Origin of the sequence: Pseudomonas sp. TH21 (genome assembly GCF_016651025.1) — a bacterium.
Lineage (GTDB): Bacteria > Pseudomonadota > Gammaproteobacteria > Pseudomonadales > Pseudomonadaceae > Aquipseudomonas > Aquipseudomonas aylmerensis.
Genome location: NZ_JAEKEQ010000001.1, coordinates 3,662,692 through 3,680,689, shown reverse-complemented (window position 1 = coordinate 3,680,689; position 17,998 = coordinate 3,662,692). Strand labels below are relative to the sequence as shown.

The following is a 17,998-nucleotide window of genomic DNA, read 5'->3' as shown; positions in this document are numbered from 1 at the left end:
GGGGTTCAAGCGACGGCAACGACGTCGAGAATGCGTTGCACCACGCGGTCCTGGTCAATGCCGGCCGCTTCGGCCTCGAACGACAGAATGATGCGGTGGCGCAGCACGTCGAACAGCACCGCCTGGATATCCTCCGGGCTGACAAAGTCGCGCCCGGCCAGCCAGGCATGGGCGCGTGCGCAGCGGTCGAGGGCGATGGAACCACGCGGGCTGGCGCCGTAGGCGATCCACTCGGCCATCTCCGGATCGAACTTGGCCGGGGTGCGCGTGGCCATGACCAGTTGCACCAGGTATTCCTCCACCGCATCGGCCATGTACAGGCCGAGGATTTCCTTGCGCGCGGCGAAGATCGCCTGCTGGCTGACGCGGCGCTCGGGCTTGGTCTCGCCGTTGAGCGCCTCGCCGCGCGCCTGCTGCAGGATGCGCCGTTCGACGGCGGCGTCGGGGAAGCCGATCTTGACGTGCATCAGGAAGCGGTCGAGCTGGGCTTCGGGCAACGGGTAGGTGCCTTCCTGCTCGATAGGGTTTTGCGTTGCCATCACCAGAAACAGCGGCGACAGCTCGTACGTGCTGCGCCCGACGCTGACCTGGCGCTCGGCCATGGCCTCCAGCAACGCCGACTGCACCTTGGCGGGCGCACGGTTGATTTCGTCGGCCAGCACCAGGTTGTGGAAGATCGGGCCTTGCTGGAACACGAAGCTGCCGGTTTCCGGGCGATAGATTTCGGTGCCGGTGATGTCGGCGGGCAATAGATCGGGGGTGAACTGGATACGATGGAACTGCGCTTCGATGCCTTCGGCCAGCTCTTTGATCGCCTTGGTTTTGGCCAGGCCCGGTGCGCCCTCGACCAGCATATGGCCGTCGGCGAGCAGGGCGATCAGCAGGCGATCGATGAGTTTTTCCTGGCCGAGAATCTGCGTAGAAAGAAAGGTTCGCAGCGCGAGCAGCGCTTCACGATGTTCCATCGATGACGGTTCCTGGAGAGATGAGCCTGTACGTCTTGCAACAAACGACAGCCTGGGGCGCCTACTTTAATGCATGGCAGGGGGCGGCGACTAACGGCGTGACGAGTATTTTTGGGAAAACTTGTAGGAATTTTGTGTGGGCGCGCAAATTGCTCCTTTGTGCTGTGGCAATAGGGCTTATCTGGCAATAGGGTCTCTTGTGGTAATAGGGCTTTTTTTGTGGTGAGTGGGCTTGCCCCGCGTTGGGCTGCGGAGCGGCCCTAAAACCAGAGAACGCGGTCCCACTGGAGGAATGCGGCGATCTTGATGGGGCTGCTACGCAGCCCAACGCGGGGCAAGCCCGCTCACCACAAAGAGCCCCATTGCCACAACAAGCGCGCTCACCACAAGGGTATTGGGCCGCTGCACCTTCAGCACTTCGCCAGGTTATTACTCAGTGCCTCGGCACTTGCGGCCCAAGCGAGCTTCCGTTGGCGAGCATGCTTCCTGTGGCAATAGGCTCTTTGTGGCAATAGCTTCTTGTGGCAATAGAGCTTCCTCTGGCAATAGGGCTTATTGTGGCAATAGGGCTCTTTGTGGTGAGCGGGCTTGCCCCGCGTTGGGCTGCGAAGCGGCCCTAAAACCAGAGAACGCGGTCCCCCTGGATGAACGCGGCGATCTTGATGGGGCTGCTGCGCAGCCCAACGCGGGGCAAGCCCGCTCACCACAAAGAGCCCCATTGCCACAATAAGCACGCTCACCACAAGGGTGTTGGGCCGCTGCACCTTCAGCACTTCGCCAGGTTATTACTCAGTGCCTCGGCACTTGCGGCCCAAGCGAGCTTCCGTTGGCGAGCATGCTTCCTGTGGCAATAGGCTCTTTGCGGCAATGGCTTCTTGTGGCAATAGAGCTTGCTGTGGCAATAGGGCTTCTTGTGGCAATAGGGCTCTTTGTGGTGAGCGGGCTTGCCCCGCGTTGGGCTGCGGAGCGGCCCTAAAACCAGAGAACGCGGTCCCCCTGGGGGAATGCGGTGATCTTGATGGGGCTGCTGCGCAGCCCAACGCGGGGCAAGCCCGCTCACCACAACAGGCCCGTTCACCACACAACAAGCGCGCTCACCACAACAGGCCCGTTCACCACACAACAAGCGCGCTCACCACAACAGGCCCGCTCACCGCACAGCAAGCGCGCTCATCACAACAGGCCCGCTCACCGCACAACAAGCGCGCTCATCACAACAAGCCCGCTTGCCCGGCCACTACGTCCGGATAAACGTACCCGTGCCTTTGAGGATGTTCTGCAAGGTCGCTTCAACTTCGGCCAGGTCCGAGGCAGCAGTGCCATGGCTGATCTGCAGTTGATCCTTGCCACCCAGTGCATCGGCATCGCCGGCAGCGAGTTCGACCAGCAATGCCGTGTCACTCAGGGTGACTTTCAGGCCGTCCAGGGTCGACGGCTCGTAGTCCCAGGTCAGCTCCACTTCGTCTTCGTCGGGGTAACGGGTGAGCATGAACATCTCGCCGTTTTTGCCGTGGCAGCAGAGCATGGCCATGTTGTCTTCTTCTTCGTCGCACGGAGTGGCCATCAGGGCGTCGGTCTTGATTTGCAGCATGGGGAATCCTGTCTGGGGTAGGGCGTTGCGCGGGCAATTGTGCCATTGCAGCGAATTTTGTGCTGCATCCCGTGTCAGACCCAGTGCATGACCTGACGGGCTGAATCAGTCATTTCTGGTACTCGCGGACGGGGAAAACCCCTGTTTTTTCGCGAAAAAAACCGGGTTGCCCAAGTCGCAACCACTGGCCTGCTTACCGATGACCGAATATGTCGCAGCGTCGCAAGCAGCTGTCTTCCTACAGTCGTTAAGCTGCGCAACGGATGTGCATGTGCCAGGCGCCTGACCTGCCCGTCGTACCGTCACCTGGCAAGGTGCGCATCTTATGGAAGTTGTATGTGACCTCATTGTCTTGTCCAGCTTCACCCACCTGTCACCCTGATTCGTTTAAGGTACTTATCCACTTGTATCGACGAACAGAGCTGACGGTCTCCCCGCAAGGGGATAACACGCGACGCTTCCATCAATAACAAGCCCAAGCGGAGTACCACAGATGGCGTTCTTCACCGCAGCCAGCAAGGCCGACTTCCAGCATCAACTGCAAGCGGCACTGGCGCAGCACATCAGTGAACAGGCACTGCCACAAGTGGCGCTGTTCGCTGAACAATTCTTCGGCATCATTTCCCTGGACGAACTGACCCAGCGTCGCCTTTCCGACCTGGCCGGTTGCACCCTGTCTGCCTGGCGCCTGCTTGAGCGCTTTGATCACACCCAACCGCAAGTGCGGGTCTACAACCCCGATTACGAACGTCATGGCTGGCAGTCGACCCACACCGCGGTCGAAGTGCTGCACCATGACCTGCCGTTCCTGGTCGACTCGGTACGTACCGAGCTGAACCGCCGCGGCTACAGCATCCACACCCTGCAGACCACCGTGCTCAGCGTACGCCGTGGCAGCAAGGGCGAGCTGCTGGAAATCCTGCCCAAGGGCACCCAGGGCGAAGGCATCCAGCAAGAATCGCTGATGTACCTGGAAATCGACCGCTGCGCCAACGCCGCCGAACTGAACGTGCTGAGCAAAGAGCTTGAGCAGGTACTCGGCGAAGTGCGTGTGGCCGTGGCCGATTTCGAACCGATGAAAGCCAAGGTCCAGGACCTGCTGGCCGGTATCGACGCCAGCCAGTTTGTCATCGACGGCGAAGAAAAAGCCGAGATCAAGAACTTCCTGGAATGGCTGGTGGGCAACCACTTCACCTTCCTCGGCTATGAAGAATTCGTGGTACGTGACGAGGCGGACGGCGGTCATATCGAATATGACGCCAATTCCTTCCTCGGTCTGACCAAGCTGCTGCGCGCCGGCCTCACCGCCGATGACCTGCGCATCGAAGACTATGCCGTTGCCTACCTGCGTGAACCGACCGTGCTGTCGTTCGCCAAGGCCGCGCACCCAAGCCGCGTGCACCGCCCGGCCTACCCGGACTACGTGTCGATCCGCGAGATCGATGCCGACGGCAAGGTCATCAAGGAACACCGCTTCATGGGCCTGTACACCTCCTCGGTGTACGGCGAAAGCGTGCGGGTGATCCCGTATATCCGTCGCAAGGTCGCCGAAATCGAACGCCGCTCGGGCTTCCAGCCCAAGGCGCATTTGGGCAAGGAACTCGCCCAGGTGGTCGAAGTACTGCCGCGTGACGATCTGTTCCAGACCCCGGTTGACGAGCTGTTCAGCACCGTGATGTCGATCGTGCAGATCCAGGAACGCAACAAGATCCGCGTATTCCTGCGCAAAGACCCGTACGGTCGTTTCTGCTACTGCCTGGCCTACGTGCCGCGTGACATCTATTCCACCGAAGTGCGCCAGAAAATCCAGCAAGTGCTGATGGATCGCCTGAAGGCTTCGGATTGCGAGTTCTGGACCTTCTTCTCCGAGTCGGTGCTGGCGCGCGTGCAGCTGATTCTGCGGGTCGACCCGAAGAACCGCCTGGACATCGACCCGCTGCAACTGGAAAAAGAAGTGGTACAGGCCTGCCGCAGTTGGCAGGACGACTACTCCAGCCTGGTCGTCGAAAGCTTCGGCGAAGCCCAGGGCACCAACGTGCTGGCCGACTTCCCGAAAGGCTTCCCAGCCGGTTACCGCGAGCGTTTTGCTGCGCATTCGGCCGTGGTCGACATGCAGCACCTCAACAGCCTCACCGAAGCCAACCCGCTGGTGATGAGCTTCTACCAGCCGCTGGGCCAGGTCTCCGGCCAGCGCGAGCTGCATTGCAAGCTCTACCACGCCGATACCCCGCTGGCACTCTCCGACGTGCTGCCGATCCTGGAAAACCTCGGCCTGCGCGTGCTGGGTGAATTCCCGTACCGCCTGCGTCACGCCAATGGCCGTGAGTTCTGGATCCATGACTTTGCGTTCATCGCCGCCGAAGGCGTGAACCTGGATATCCAGCAACTCAACGACACGCTGCAGGACGCGTTCGTGCACATCGTGCATGGCGACGCCGAGAACGATGCGTTCAACCGCCTGGTACTCACCGCCGGCCTGCCGTGGCGCGACGTGGCGCTGCTGCGTGCCTACGCGCGTTACCTAAAGCAGATCCGCCTGGGCTTCGACCTCGGCTACATCGCCAGCACCCTGAACAACCACACCGACATCGCCCGCGAGTTGACCCGGTTGTTCAAGACCCGTTTCTACCTGGCGCGCAAGCTCACCGCCGACGACCTGGAAGACAAGCAGCAACGCCTGGAGCAAGCGATCCTCACCGCGCTGGACGACGTCCAGGTGCTCAACGAAGACCGCATCCTGCGTCGCTACCTGGACCTGATCAAGGCCACCCTGCGTACCAACTTCTACCAGACCGACGCCAACGGCCAGAACAAGTCGTACTTCAGCTTCAAGTTCGACCCGCGTGCGATTCCTGAGCTGCCCAAGCCGGTGCCGAAGTTCGAGATCTTCGTCTACTCGCCGCGTGTCGAAGGCGTGCACCTGCGCTTTGGCAACGTTGCGCGCGGCGGCCTGCGCTGGTCCGACCGTGAAGAAGACTTCCGTACCGAAGTGCTCGGCCTGGTAAAAGCCCAGCAAGTGAAGAACTCGGTGATCGTGCCGGTGGGTGCGAAGGGCGGCTTCCTGCCGCGTCGCCTGCCACTGGGCGGCAGCCGCGACGAGATCGCGGCCGAGGGCATCGCCTGCTACCGCATCTTCATTTCCGGCCTGCTGGACATCACCGACAACCTGAAAGACGGCGCCCTGGTACCACCGGCCAACGTCGTGCGTCATGACGACGATGACCCGTACCTGGTAGTGGCGGCGGACAAAGGCACCGCGACCTTCTCCGACATCGCCAACGGCATCGCCATCGACTACGGCTTCTGGCTGGGCGATGCATTCGCCTCCGGTGGTTCCGCCGGTTACGACCACAAGAAAATGGGCATCACCGCCAAGGGCGCGTGGGTCGGCGTGCAGCGTCACTTCCGTGAGCGCGGCATCAATGTGCAGGAAGACAGCATCACGGTGGTCGGCGTCGGCGACATGGCCGGTGACGTGTTCGGTAACGGCCTGTTGATGTCCGACAAGCTGCAACTGGTCGCGGCCTTCAACCACCTGCACATCTTCATCGATCCAAACCCGAACCCGGCGACCAGCTTCGTCGAGCGCCAGCGCATGTTCGAACTGCCGCGTTCGGCGTGGACCGACTACGACACCAGCATCATGTCCGAAGGCGGCGGGATCTTCTCGCGCAGCGCGAAGAGCATTGCCATCTCGCCACAGATGAAAGAGCGCTTCGACATTTCGGCCGACAAACTGACCCCGACCGAACTGCTGAACGCCTTGCTCAAGGCGCCGGTAGACCTGTTGTGGAACGGCGGTATCGGTACGTACGTCAAGGCCAGCACCGAAAGCCATGCCGACGTCGGCGACAAGGCCAACGACGCACTGCGTGTCAACGGCAACGAGCTGCGCTGCAAGGTGGTGGGCGAGGGCGGTAACCTCGGCATGACCCAATTGGGTCGTGTGGAATTCGGCCTCAATGGCGGCGGTTCCAACACCGACTTCATCGACAACGCCGGTGGCGTGGACTGCTCCGACCACGAAGTGAACATCAAGATCCTGCTCAACGAAGTGGTGCAGGCCGGTGACATGACCGACAAGCAGCGCAACCAGCTGCTGGCGAGCATGACCGACGAAGTCGGCCACCTGGTGTTGGGCAACAACTACAAGCAGACCCAGGCCCTGTCCCTGGCCGCCCGCAAGGCCTACGAGCGCGCAGCCGAGTACAAGCGCCTGATGAGCGACCTGGAAGGCCGTGGCAAGCTGGACCGCGCCATCGAGTACCTGCCGACCGAGGAGCAGCTCACCGAGCGCGCGTCCAACGGCAAGGGCCTGACGCGTCCAGAGCTGTCGGTATTGATCTCCTACAGCAAGATCGACCTCAAGGAAGCGCTGCTCAAGTCGCTGGTGCCGGACGACGAGTACCTGACCCGTGACATGGAGACCGCGTTCCCACCGAGCCTGGTCGCCAAGTTCTCCGAGGCCATGCGTCGTCATCGCCTGAAGCGCGAGATCGTCAGCACCCAGATCGCCAACGACCTGGTCAACCACATGGGCATCACCTTCGTGCAGCGCCTCAAGGAGTCGACCGGCATGAGCCCGGCGAACGTGGCTGGCGCCTATGTGATCGTGCGTGACATTTTCCATCTCCCGCACTGGTTCCGTCAGATCGAAGCCCTGGACCACCAGGTCTCTGCCGACGTGCAACTGGAGCTGATGGACGAGCTGATGCGCCTGGGCCGCCGTGCGACACGCTGGTTCCTGCGCAGCCGTCGCAACGAGCAGGATGCCGGGCGTGATACCGCGCACTTCGGTCCACACCTGGCCGCGCTGGGCCTCAAGCTCGACGAACTGCTGGAAGGCCCGACCCGCGAAGGCTGGCAGACCCGCTACCAGGCCTACACCGAAGCCGGCGTGCCGGAGTTGTTGGCACGCATGGTGGCCGGCACGACGCACCTGTACACGCTGCTGCCGATCATCGAAGCCGCTGACGTGACCGGTCACGATGCCGCCGAAGTGGCGAAAGCCTACTTCGCCGTGGGCAGCGCCCTCGATTTGCCGTGGTACCTGCAGCAGATCAGCGATCTGCCAGTGGCCAACAACTGGCAGGCCCAGGCGCGCGAAGCGTTCCGCGACGACGTGGACTGGCAGCAACGCGCGATCACCATCGCGGTACTGCAAATGGCCGATGCGCCACAAGACATGGAAGCCCGCGTGGCCCTGTGGCTTGAGCAGCACCAGGACATGGCGGATCGCTGGCGCGCGATGATGGTGGAAATTCGTGCTGCGGTCGGCACGGACTACGCCATGTACGCGGTCGCCAACCGTGAACTGCTGGACCTGGCGTTGAGCGGTCAGTCGGTGCTGCAACCGGCTTGATCCAACCGCTGGACAGAAAGCCCCGCATCGTAAGATGCGGGGCTTTTTTTATGGCGTTGCAGTCCCCAGGCACGGCTGGATAACTTTTTTCAGCCCGGTGTTATTGGCTGGCAGTACAAACGTTGCGGTCAGTGGCTTGCCCCCCTCCTGGGCCGGCACCAATGACAGTGTCAGGCTTTGACCCCGTGAGGCATCACTGGCCCAGTAGGCGAGCTCGTCGCGGGGCACGGAGCCGCGGAGTACAAAAATCGTGCTGACCTGGAAAACCCCGCCGTGGGTCCACACGCCATTGATCGAGTGATCGACGCTGGCGCGGGCTCCCGTCGTGATGCGCAGTGGTCCGTCTTTGGCGGCACCCTTGCCTTCAAAAGGCGCGACGTCGAAGCCCAGCGATTGTGGGGAGATCTCCAGTTCAATACCCGCCGATGGGTTCTGCGGGTGACAGCTGATCGCCAGGTTGGCCTTGACGCTATACCCGTCATAGGCACTTGCACCATAGGTGCGGGCCGTCAGCATCGGAGCGTCGGCGTAAGGTTGCTCAAGCAACCAGACGGGGTGTGCCGGGGTGATCACTTGCGTGGCGTCGTCACCGAGATGGGCATGCGCATTGAGTGCTGGAATAAAAGCGCTGGCGATCAGGGTACGGATAAGGGGTCGCATAGGGGCACTCATCGGCAAAGGAATGTTGATAATACGGCCACCCATTCTGCCGATTGTTCGCCCACAGGGCTGTCAGTCAATACGCAAAGAACCTGGCGTGGTTTAATCAACCGGGTACTCAACAACACTCAGCAAGCGAGGGTCTATGCGACTGTGTATTTTTTCCGGCTCAAGCCCAGGCCGGTTGCCGGTGTATGCCGAAATGGCCACTCAATTGGGTCAGGCGCTCGCCAAGGCCGGTATCGGCCTGGTCTACGGCGGCGCCTCGGTGGGTTTGATGGGCGCGGTGGCCGACGCGGCGCTGGCCAGTGGCGGTGAAGTGATTGGTGTCATGCCGGCGTTCCTGGCCGATAAGGAGCTGGCCCACACCGGCCTGGCAGACCTGCGGATCGTCGGTTCCATGCACGAGCGCAAGGCGCTGATGGCGGATCTGTCCGACGGCTTTATCGCATTGCCTGGCGGCATCGGCACGTTTGAAGAGTTGTTTGAGGTGTGGACGTGGGCGCAACTGGGCCAGCACGCCAAGCCTTGCGCACTGTTGAACATCAACGGGTTCTACGATGGCTTGGCCGCCTTCCTCGACAATGTGGTCGGCGAGGCGTTTTTGAAGCCGGTGCACCGCGACATGTTGATTGTCGAGCCGAACGTGGAGCGTTTACTGGCGGCAGTGCGCGACTATACGGCGCCTACCGTGGCCAAGTGGATTGAGCGCGAGCAAACCTGATACCGCAAGCGCCAGCCGGTGTTCGTCCGCGCGCCAATCGATATCCATCGCGCTTTGTGCATCGAGTACCCGGTGGCTGCCATCGGCCAGCCATGTGTTCAGCCGCTCGCCGCGTTCAGTTGAGTTGCAGCAGCTTGGTTTCCAGGTGATCCAGATGCTCGGTCATCAAGCGCACTGCCGTGTCCGTGTCGCGTTGCTCAATTGCATCGACAATCGCTACATGCTCCTGCCACGCGCAGTACGTACAGGCCTGCGCTTCGTACTGGGCGATGATCAACGACGTCAACGGCACGAGGCTGTTGAGGAACTGCGCCAACGGCGCATTACCGGCCATCGCAGCCAATTGCAGGTGAAACTCGCCGGACAAACGAATCGCCGGCCCCCGTTGATCACGCTCGATACAGTCGCGCTCGCGCGCAATCAGCTCGCGCAGCTGGCGGATTTGTCCAGGCGTTGCCTGGGCGCAGGCCAGTTGCACCACGGTGATTTCGGTCATGCGCCGGGCTTCGAGGATTTGCCGGGTCTGCTGGCCATCCGGTGCGGCGACCTGGGCGCGCTGGTTGGGGCGCAGGATGATCACTTGCTGGTGGGACAGCTTGGCCAGCACCCGGCGAATCACGCTGCGGCTCACGCCAAAGGTCTCGCCCAGGCCTTCTTCGGTAAAGCGGCTGGACGGGGCGATGCGTTGCTGGAGGATGGCATCGAACAGCCGTGGGTAGATGTCATCCACCGAGGGCTTCTTGCCGGCCACCAGGCGCAGGGTGGGCAGGACGGGGTCGCGTTGCAAGGCGTGGGCGTTCATGGCCGGTCTCCAAAAATCAACTGCCCAGGTGGTCGTCCGGGATGTTCAGGCGAATGCCCATGCGCAGGCCTTCCTGCAGGATATGCCGGCGCATTTCGGCGCTGGCCAGGGCACTGTTCTTGTTGCGGATGGCGCGCACCACGGCCTCGTTTTCCTGCAGGCGTTCGGCCAGGTGTTCCGGCGAGTTGCGCAGCACCTGGGCGCTTTGCTTGAGCGCGTTGCTGGTTTGCTGCACCACGTTCTGGAAGATCGGGTTGGAGGTGAGGGCGAACAATTCCTCGTGGAAGCCGATGTAGGCGTTCATGCCCGCTTCGGCGTCACCGGCATCGAGGGCTTCGCGCATGTCCATCAGCGTCAGGCGCAGTTGCCCGACTTCTTTGCTGCTGATCGACTGCGCCACCAGGCCGACGATGAAGGGTTCGAGGGTGTAGCGCAGTTGCAGGATGTCTTCGAGGCTGGCGTCGGCCACGGCGTCACTGGACTGTGGATCGCTGACGCTGGTTTCCAGCACGACCACGCCTTTGCCGGGCATGGAACGCACCAGGCCGAGGGTTTCCAGCACGATCACGGCTTCACGCAGGCTCGGGCGACTGATGCCCATCTGTTCGGCCAGTTCACGCTGGCCGGGGAGCATTTCGCCCCGGCGCCACTGGCCCCGCGCCAGGGCGGCGCGAAGTTTTTCGACGACTGAATTGACGACGGTTGAGGTGCTGATCACTTCTACCTCTCCTTTATGTTGCGAATACATTAGCGAGCATGGCGACTCTTGACTGTGGGAGCGGGCTTGCTCGCGACAGCGGTTATTCAGTCGATACATCTGTGACTGACCCAGCGCTTTCGCGAGCAAGCCCGCTCCCACATTTGAGCGGTGCCGCTGATGAAATCGGTCAGAACTCCTGGTGCGCGGGCAATACCGGCTTCTTGGCCTGGAAGGCATAGCCTTGCTGGCCATCCAGGACCTTGTTGGCACGCTGGATATCGATGTCTTTTTCCCAACGGGCAATGGCCACGGTGGCGACGCAGTTGCCGATCAGGTTGGTCAGTGCGCGGCCGATGCCCATGAACCAGTCCACCGCCAGCACCAGCACCAGGCCGACCACCGGAATCGCCGGGATCGCCGTCAGCGTCGCAGCGAGGATTACCAGCGCAGAGCCGGGGATGCCGTGGGCGCCCTTGGAGGTGATCAGCGACACCAGCAGGATGGTCAGCAAGTCGGTCATCGACAGCGGCGTGCCGGTGGCGTTGGCGATAAACACGATGGCCAGGGTCAGGTAGATCGAGAAACCGTCAAGGTTGAACGAGTACCCGGTCGGAATCACCAGGCCCACGGTGGAGCTGCCGATGCCCAAGTGCTCGAGCTTGCGCATGATCTGTGGCAGCACGGCGTCGGAGGAGGCGGTGCCCATCACGATCAGCAGCTCTTCGCGCAGGTACTTGAGCAGCGGCAGCATGCGCAGCCCCGACAGGCGCATGACCAGGCCGAGGATCACGGCGACGAAGGCAAAGCACGTCAGGTAGAACAGGCCGACCAGGCTGCCCAGGTGTTGCAGGGAATCGAGGCCGTAGGTGCTGGTGGTGAAGGCGATCGCGCCGAATACGCCGATGGGGGCCAGGCGCACGATCATGCCCATGATGCGGAAGATGATATGGCTCAGCTCGTTGATCAGCCGCGAGATGCCGGAAGCGGCTTCGCCAACCAGGTTCAGGGCGCTGCCGAACAACACCGAAAACAGCAGCACCTGCAGCACATTATTGTCTGCGAAGGCGCCGATCACCGAGTTGGGGATCAGGTCCATCAGGAACTGGCTGGTGCCACGGATATGCTGGCCCTTGTCCGCCAGTTCATTGAGGCCGGCGGAGGACAACTGCTCCAGGTGGATATTGGCACCGGTGCCGATCCCGGTACTGAAGGCCATGATCAGGCCGATCACCAACGCGACCGTGGTGAGGACTTCAAAGTAGATCACCGACTTGAGGCCGATGCGCCCGACTTTCTTCAAGTCGCCGGCACCGGAAATACCGCTGACCACCACGCAGAATACGATCAGGCCGATCAGCATTTTGATCAGCTTGATAAAGCCGTCACCCAGGGGTTTGAGTTGCGAGGAGAATTCGGGAAGGGCCAGGCCGCAGATTATGCCTAGAGCCAGGCCAATCACGACTTGCAGGAAAATCGAACGCGAGCACCATCTGAGCATGGGAGGGATCTCTATTCGGTGCCCTGGTGGTTCCAGGGCTTAATTGTTGTGGTCATACCGGTAAGTCCAGTGCGCGGCCAGTCTACGCCGGGTTTTTTTGAAATAACAAGTCATTCTTGGGCGGTTGACAAGTCCCGGTCTGACCAGTTGGTCGCCAACACCGATGCTTGAGCGGTTGGCGGAGGGGAATTTTTTTCGCTTATCATCCGCCGCTTGGCTTTGGAGGTGATGGATGGATAAACCCGGACTGACCACGGATGCAACCGGGCAGACCCACTGCAGTTGGCGCACGGCTGCGCCGCAGTACCCGCGTTACCACGACCATGAGTGGGGCGTGCCGGTGGCGGATGACATCCAGCTGTATGAAAAAATCTGCCTGGAAGGCTTTCAGGCGGGCATGGCCTGGATCACCATCCTGCGCAAGCGCGAGCAGTTTCGCGTGGCATTCGAAGGCTTTGATTTTCGCCGGGTGGCGCAGTATGGCGAGGCCGATATCGAGCGACTGATGCAGGACCCAGGAATCGTGCGCAATCGCGCGAAGATCGTCTCGACCATCAACAATGCGCGCAGGGCGTGTGAACTGGTCGACGAGACCGGTTCGCTGGCGCGCTGGTTGTGGGCATTCGAGCCCGACGAGACGGAGCGTCCGGCCGTGGTCGACATGGCGTACTGGACCGGCAACCCGACTTCACCGGCATCGGTGCGTTTGTCCAAGGCGCTGAAGAAACGCGGCTGGACCTTCGTCGGGCCGACCACGATGTACGCGCTGATGCAGGCGATGGGCATGGTCAACGACCACCTCGAAGGCTGCGCGTGCCGGACCCGAATTGAAGACCTGCGCCGCCAGTTCAAACGCCCCTGAGCTCGGTTAAAGCTGTAGGCGCCGGCACGCCTGCGCCTGCAGTGGCGGGGCGGATTATTGCTTCAGCGGCGTCAGCACCTCGGCCTTGTCATCCAGCACCATCACCACCAGCAGCTTGGCCGGCTGGGTCTGGCTGGCATTGCTCGATTCAAAGTGCCGCGAGCCGGCCGGCTCGTAGAACGACTCGCCAACCTTGTAGGTCACGGCCTTCTCATCATTCACCCGCGAGGTGATCGCGCCTTCCAGCACGTAGGCCACGGCGGTGCCGGTGTGGCTATGCGGCACGGTGGCCTGGCCGGGGGCGTAGTCGACGGTGAGCATGATGGTTTTCTTGCCGGGCACATTGGTCAGGGCGTGCTCCTGCAGCACCTTGATCGATTCCTGGTTGTACACGGGTTCATGGGCGAAGGCGCTGAAGGAGGCGAGCATCAGGGTGGTGGCGAGCAGTCGTTTCATGGCGAAGTTTCCGAGAAGTTCGAGACCTCTTCACCCTACGCCGCGTGCCCCGGGTGACCAATGACCAATCCTGGAAAAGGCCAGGAGACCAATCGCTCAATGGTCGAAATGCAGGCGGCTGGCCAGTTGTTCAGCGGTGAGCGCGATAAAGCCTTGCAGGGCCGGCAGCTCGAAGTGCGCCAAGAGCTGCGCAGCACACGCCCAGCGGCCCTTGACGGTCCACAGGTCGGGGTCTTGCTGGCTGCGTTGTACGGCATAGTCGAGGCAACCGGGAGCGCTGCGCACGGCTTCGGCGATCTGCCCCAGGCGCTGGCCCAGTTGCGTCGAGCGCCCGGCAGCCGCGCGGACATGAACAGTGTTGAAGGCGCATTCGGTCATGGCGAGGGTCTCCAGAATCTGGGGGAGTGCACAGGCTAGAGCCTGTTTGCGCCAGCACCAATGTCCAATCCGGCGGAAAAGCCGCTAGCCAATCTGCTGGAGAATGTCGCGCACCTTGTCCAGTGCCGGGTCGATGTCCAGCGTCTCGATCGCCCCAAAACCGATGATCAGGCCCGGGCGTACCGGCGCGTCGTGGAAGAACACGTCGAGCGGGTACAGGCCCACTTCCACCTGGCGCGCCAACTGCATCAGCAGCGCAATATTCACCGGCACTTTGCACAGCGCCGCCATGTGGAACCCGGCCACGGTCGGCACTGCTTCGAACCACGGCGACAGGTCGCCCGCCAGGCGTTGCAGGATGCGTTCGCGGCGCCCGGCGTACACCGTGTGGCAGCGGCGAATGTGCTTGAGCAGGTAGCCTTCGCTGATGAACTTGGCCAGCGCCCACTGGGGCAGGGTCGAGCTGTGCTGGTCGGTCAATTGCTTGGCCTTGAGCACCGCGCCGTAGATCGCCGGTGGCAGCACCGCATAACCCAGGCGCAGCTCCGGCAACAGGGTTTTCGAGAAGGTCCCGACGTAAGTCACCAGGCCACGGGTGTCCATGCTCTGCAGCGAATCGGTGGGGCGGCCTTCGTAGCGGAATTCGCTGTCGTAGTCGTCCTCGATGATGATCGCGCCCAGCTCCAGCGCCCGTGCCAACAAGGCTTCCCGGCGCGGCAGGCTCATGGGCATGCCCAGCGGGAATTGGTGCGACGGCGTGACGTAGATCAGCCGCGTGCCGGCCGGGATCTGCTCGACCTGAATCCCCTGCGCATCCACCGGCACACTCGCGACGCTCGCGCCCATGGCCATGAACAACTGGCGCGCGGGGCTGTAGCCGGGGTCTTCCATGGCGACAATGCTGCCCGGTTCCAGCACCACCCGCGCGATCAGGTCCAGGGCCTGCTGCGCGCCATTGGTGACGATGATGTCGGTGTCACGGCAGTTGACCCCGCGTGAAAACGCAATGTGCCCGGCGATGGCACTGCGCAGTGCCGGCAAGCCTTCGGGCTGGCTGTAGAACCCACTGTTCTGCGCGATGCGCCGCAGCGCGTCCTGGGTGCAACGTCGCCATTCATCCTGCGGGAACTGATGGCGGCTGGTGGCGCCGCCGATAAATTCGTAGCGCAAGGTGCTGTCGCGCGTGGGGTGGCGCATGGGCGAGGGCAGCGCCTGCCAGGTCGCCAGGTTGGCAGCGCAGGCCAGGTCGGCGCCGGTTTGCAGGCGTTCGGTCTGCGGTGCGCGGGCGTTGACGAAGGTGCCACGGCCGGTTTTGCCGACCAGCAGGCCTTCGTAGGTCAGGGTCGCGTAGGTGTCCGAGACGGTCTTGCGGGACACGCCCAATTGTTCGGCGAGCAAGCGGCTGGGCGGCAATTGCGCACCGGCGGCCAGGCGTCCGGAACCGATGGCTTCACGCAACTGCTGGTACAACTGTTCGGCCAGATCCTTGCGGCCGTGGATCACGATGTGCAGTTCCATGTTTCACCCAGGAGCATTCAATCTGCGCCAAGACTACTCGCTCGCGGGGCGCGCTCAAAATGGTCTCTGCGTAAACCACCGGATTGGCTATAGGGCTTATGCCTTGAGGACTCTAGGCTAGGTTGTGATTGCATTCGCTGCCTGAGAGCCACCCCATGGAACCTCGTCTGGATTACTACACCGCTTCGCCGCAAGCGCTCAAGGGCATGCTCGTGCTGGAGGCAGCGATCTTTGGCCTGTCCATCGAACAGTCGTTGCTGGAGCTGATCAAGATTCGCGTCTCGCAGCTCAACCACTGTGGGTTTTGCACCGACATGCATTCGATGGCGGCGCGTCAGCGCGGTGAGACTGAGCGACGTCTGTTCGCCCTGTGCGTGTGGCGCGATTCGCCGTTTTTCACGGCGCGGGAGAAGGCCGCGTTGGCCTGGAGCGAGTCGGTGGCGTCGCTGCCGACCTCCAGCGTTTCAGATGAGCTGTTCGCGGCAGTGCGTCTGGAATTCAGCGAGCAGGAACTGGTGGACCTGACCATGGCGGTGTCCAGCATCAGTGGCTGGAACCGCCTGGCGGTGAGTTTTCGGCAGCAACCGCCGAATGCTTGATCAGGACAGGAAACCGCCGTCCACATTCAGCGACACGCCGGTGGTGTAGCTGGAGGCATCGCTGGCCAGGTACAGCACCGCGCCGGCCATTTCGCTGGGGGCCGCCACGCGCTTGAGCGGGATCTGCGCCAGGGCCATCTTCAGGATCGAATCGTTTTTCACCAGCGCCGAGGCGAACTTGGTGTCGGTCAAGCCCGGCAGCAGGGCGTTGCAGCGAATGCCGAACGCCGCGCACTCCTTGGCGAACACCTTGGTCATGTTGATCACGGCGGCCTTGGTCACCGAGTAGATGCCCTGGAACACGCCCGGCGAAATGCCGTTGATCGACGCCACGTTGATGATGCTGCCGCCACCGTTTTCGCGCATCAGCTTGCCGGCTTCCACCGACATGAAGAAGTAGCCGCGAATGTTCACGTCGACGGTCTTCTGGAACGCGCCGAGGTCGGTGTCCAGCACGTTGCAGAACTGTGGGTTGGTGGCGGCGTTGTTCACCAGGATATCCAGGCGCCCGAACTGCTCGCGAATGCCGGCGAAGACCTGGGTGATCTGCTCCATTTCACCGATGTGGCAGGCAATGGCCGTGGCCTTGCCGCCATCGGCGATGATCGCGTCCGCCACGTGTTGGCAGCCCTCCAGCTTGCGGCTGGAGACGATCACGTGGGCGCCTTGCTGGGCCAGCAACTTGGCGATGGCCTCGCCGATGCCACGGCTGGCGCCGGACACAAAAGCGATCTTGCCGTCGAGGTCGAACAGGTTGGTCTTGGACATGGGGATTCCTTGTTATGTGCAATCAGAGCGCGGATTTGCCGATGACATTCAGGCTCATCTGCTCCAGCAGCTTGTTCATGTGGATGAACTGCGCAAAGCGTTTGTCCTGGGTCTGGCCATGGAAGAAGCGGTAGTAGATCTGCTGCACGATGCCGGCCAGGCGGAACAGGCCGTAGGTGTAGTAGAAATCGAAATTGTCGATCTGGATCCCGGCGCGTTCAGCGTAGTAATCGACGAACTCGCGGCGGGTAAGCATGCCGGGGGCATTGCTCGGCTGGCGGCGCATCAGTTGCACGGGCGCCGGGTCGCCGGCCTCGATCCAGTAGGCGAGGGTGTTGCCCAGGTCCATCAGCGGGTCGCCGAGGGTGGTCAGTTCCCAGTCCAGCACGCCGATGATCTGCATCGGGTTATGAGGGTCGAGGATCACGTTATCGAAGCGGTAGTCGTTGTGCACGATGCTCGAGGTCGGGTGGTCGGCCGGCATCTTGTCGTTGAGCCAGGCGCGGACTTTCTCCCAGCTCGGCGCGTCGGGGGTCAGGGCTTTTTCGTAGCGGTCGCTCCAGCCACGGATCTGCCGCTCGACGTAGCCTTCGGGTTTGCCGAGGTCGGCCAGGCCACAGGCGTTGTAGTCGACCTGGTGGAGTTCGACGAACTTGTCGATAAAACTCTTGCACAGTGCTTCGGTCCTGGTCGCGTCCAGGCCCAGTTCGGCTGGCAGGTCGGAACGCAGGATGATGCCGTTGACGCGCTCCATCACGTAGAACTCGGCACCGATCACCGCCTCGTCGGTGCAATGCACATAAGCCTTGGGGCAATACGGGAAGCCGTCTTTGAGCTGGTTGAGAATGCGGTATTCGCGGCCCATGTCATGGGCGGACTTGGCTTTGTGGCCAAACGGTGGACGGCGCAGCACGAATTCCTGGCCTGGGTATTCCAGCAGGTAGGTCAGGTTCGACGCACCACCCGGAAACTGGCTGATCGTGGGCGTGCCGCTCAGGCCCGGGATATGGGCCTTGAGGTAGGGATCGATCAGGCTGGCATCAAGTTCTTCGCCTGGGCGAATCTGGGTCGATTGGTCGTTCAGCGCCATGCTTATCCCTTCTGCTTATTCTAAA

Annotated in this window: 15 protein-coding genes; 4 read left to right on the top strand and 11 right to left on the bottom strand. The window is 62.1% G+C overall.

Annotated features, from left to right (window positions below; genetic code table 11):
• Positions 1-5: 5 nt before the first annotated feature.
• Together JFU04_RS16165 and JFU04_RS16160 are read right to left on the bottom strand one after the other, a co-directional pair.
• Positions 6-965 carry an AAA family ATPase gene (locus JFU04_RS16165; RefSeq protein ID WP_017739127.1) on the bottom strand — a complete coding sequence of 320 codons (960 nt, stop codon included), beginning with the start codon at positions 963-965 and terminating at the stop codon, positions 6-8.
• A 1,237-nt stretch (positions 966-2,202) separates the two neighbouring features.
• Positions 2,203-2,556, bottom strand: a complete 354-nt coding sequence (locus JFU04_RS16160; RefSeq protein WP_065907894.1) for a hypothetical protein — start codon at positions 2,554-2,556, stop codon at positions 2,203-2,205.
• A gap of 493 nt (positions 2,557-3,049) precedes the next feature.
• Here JFU04_RS16160 and JFU04_RS16155 point away from each other — a divergent pair, with 493 nt between their 5' ends.
• Positions 3,050-7,918: an NAD-glutamate dehydrogenase gene (locus JFU04_RS16155; RefSeq protein ID WP_065907896.1), complete on the top strand. Its 4,869-nt coding sequence runs from the start codon at positions 3,050-3,052 to the stop codon at positions 7,916-7,918.
• 48 nt (positions 7,919-7,966) lie between these two features.
• Here JFU04_RS16155 and JFU04_RS16150 read toward each other — a convergent pair whose 3' ends face one another.
• Positions 7,967-8,578 carry a hypothetical protein gene (locus tag JFU04_RS16150; protein WP_201144896.1) on the bottom strand — a complete coding sequence of 204 codons (612 nt, stop codon included), beginning with the start codon at positions 8,576-8,578 and terminating at the stop codon, positions 7,967-7,969.
• Positions 8,579-8,723: 145 nt separating this feature from the next.
• Between JFU04_RS16150 and JFU04_RS16145 the strand changes: the two genes are divergently transcribed.
• A complete protein-coding gene (locus JFU04_RS16145) occupies positions 8,724-9,302 on the top strand; it encodes an LOG family protein (protein WP_201144894.1) in 579 nt (192 codons plus the stop codon).
• Between the two features lie 115 nt (positions 9,303-9,417).
• Here the strand turns inward: JFU04_RS16145 and JFU04_RS16140 are convergent, their stop codons facing one another.
• From JFU04_RS16140 to JFU04_RS16130, 3 genes are all read right to left on the bottom strand, one after another.
• Positions 9,418-10,104 carry a GntR family transcriptional regulator gene (locus tag JFU04_RS16140; RefSeq protein WP_201144892.1) on the bottom strand — a complete coding sequence of 229 codons (687 nt, stop codon included), beginning with the start codon at positions 10,102-10,104 and terminating at the stop codon, positions 9,418-9,420.
• Between the two features lie 16 nt (positions 10,105-10,120).
• On the bottom strand, positions 10,121-10,822 hold the full coding sequence (locus JFU04_RS16135; RefSeq protein ID WP_065907910.1) for a FadR/GntR family transcriptional regulator: 702 nt from the start codon (positions 10,820-10,822) through the stop codon (positions 10,121-10,123).
• A gap of 169 nt (positions 10,823-10,991) precedes the next feature.
• Positions 10,992-12,317, bottom strand: a complete 1,326-nt coding sequence (locus JFU04_RS16130; RefSeq protein WP_177343961.1) for a C4-dicarboxylate transporter DctA — start codon at positions 12,315-12,317, stop codon at positions 10,992-10,994.
• 217 nt (positions 12,318-12,534) lie between these two features.
• Here JFU04_RS16130 and JFU04_RS16125 point away from each other — a divergent pair, with 217 nt between their 5' ends.
• Complete coding sequence (locus JFU04_RS16125) at positions 12,535-13,164, top strand: DNA-3-methyladenine glycosylase I (RefSeq protein WP_201144890.1); 630 nt, start codon at positions 12,535-12,537, stop codon at positions 13,162-13,164.
• 54 nt (positions 13,165-13,218) lie between these two features.
• On the opposite strand, the gene JFU04_RS16120 is transcribed toward JFU04_RS16125, so the two are convergent.
• The 3 genes from JFU04_RS16120 to pdxR form a co-directional block, all read right to left on the bottom strand.
• Entirely contained in the window at positions 13,219-13,620 is a 402-nt protein-coding gene (locus JFU04_RS16120) for a cupin domain-containing protein (protein WP_065907916.1), read from the bottom strand.
• Between the two features lie 96 nt (positions 13,621-13,716).
• Positions 13,717-13,998: a putative quinol monooxygenase gene (locus JFU04_RS16115; RefSeq protein WP_065907918.1), complete on the bottom strand. Its 282-nt coding sequence runs from the start codon at positions 13,996-13,998 to the stop codon at positions 13,717-13,719.
• 84 nt (positions 13,999-14,082) lie between these two features.
• The gene (gene pdxR, locus JFU04_RS16110; protein ID WP_065907920.1) at positions 14,083-15,516 is read right to left on the bottom strand and encodes a MocR-like pyridoxine biosynthesis transcription factor PdxR; all 1,434 of its coding nucleotides are present in this window, start codon (positions 15,514-15,516) and stop codon (positions 14,083-14,085) included.
• Positions 15,517-15,671: 155 nt separating this feature from the next.
• On the opposite strand from pdxR, the gene JFU04_RS16105 reads away from it, so the two are divergent.
• Positions 15,672-16,115 (top strand): carboxymuconolactone decarboxylase family protein, encoded by a 444-nt coding sequence (locus tag JFU04_RS16105; RefSeq protein ID WP_065907921.1) that lies wholly within the window; start codon positions 15,672-15,674, stop codon positions 16,113-16,115.
• Here the strand turns inward: JFU04_RS16105 and JFU04_RS16100 are convergent, their stop codons facing one another.
• Positions 16,116-16,883, bottom strand: a complete 768-nt coding sequence (locus tag JFU04_RS16100; RefSeq protein ID WP_003190816.1) for an SDR family oxidoreductase — start codon at positions 16,881-16,883, stop codon at positions 16,116-16,118.
• Positions 16,884-16,905: 22 nt separating this feature from the next.
• A complete protein-coding gene (locus tag JFU04_RS16095; protein ID WP_106803634.1) occupies positions 16,906-17,973 on the bottom strand; it encodes a phosphotransferase family protein in 1,068 nt (355 codons plus the stop codon).
• Positions 17,974-17,998 lie beyond the last annotated feature (25 nt).

Bases quoted from the DNA above. Each gene is read 5' to 3' on its own strand.
- JFU04_RS16165 (WP_017739127.1), bottom strand. From the start codon at position 965: ATGGAACATCGTGAAGCGCTGCTCGCGCTGCGAACCTTTCTTTCTACG.
- JFU04_RS16160 (WP_065907894.1), bottom strand. From the start codon at position 2,556: ATGCTGCAAATCAAGACCGACGCCCTGATGGCCACTCCGTGCGACGAA.
- JFU04_RS16155 (WP_065907896.1), top strand. From the start codon at position 3,050: ATGGCGTTCTTCACCGCAGCCAGCAAGGCCGACTTCCAGCATCAACTG.
- JFU04_RS16150 (WP_201144896.1), bottom strand. From the start codon at position 8,578: ATGCGACCCCTTATCCGTACCCTGATCGCCAGCGCTTTTATTCCAGCA.
- JFU04_RS16145 (WP_201144894.1), top strand. From the start codon at position 8,724: ATGCGACTGTGTATTTTTTCCGGCTCAAGCCCAGGCCGGTTGCCGGTG.
- JFU04_RS16140 (WP_201144892.1), bottom strand. From the start codon at position 10,104: ATGAACGCCCACGCCTTGCAACGCGACCCCGTCCTGCCCACCCTGCGC.
- JFU04_RS16125 (WP_201144890.1), top strand. From the start codon at position 12,535: ATGGATAAACCCGGACTGACCACGGATGCAACCGGGCAGACCCACTGC.
- JFU04_RS16120 (WP_065907916.1), bottom strand. From the start codon at position 13,620: ATGAAACGACTGCTCGCCACCACCCTGATGCTCGCCTCCTTCAGCGCC.
- JFU04_RS16115 (WP_065907918.1), bottom strand. From the start codon at position 13,998: ATGACCGAATGCGCCTTCAACACTGTTCATGTCCGCGCGGCTGCCGGG.
- pdxR (WP_065907920.1), bottom strand. From the start codon at position 15,516: ATGGAACTGCACATCGTGATCCACGGCCGCAAGGATCTGGCCGAACAG.
- JFU04_RS16105 (WP_065907921.1), top strand. From the start codon at position 15,672: ATGGAACCTCGTCTGGATTACTACACCGCTTCGCCGCAAGCGCTCAAG.
- JFU04_RS16100 (WP_003190816.1), bottom strand. From the start codon at position 16,883: ATGTCCAAGACCAACCTGTTCGACCTCGACGGCAAGATCGCTTTTGTG.
- JFU04_RS16095 (WP_106803634.1), bottom strand. From the start codon at position 17,973: ATGGCGCTGAACGACCAATCGACCCAGATTCGCCCAGGCGAAGAACTT.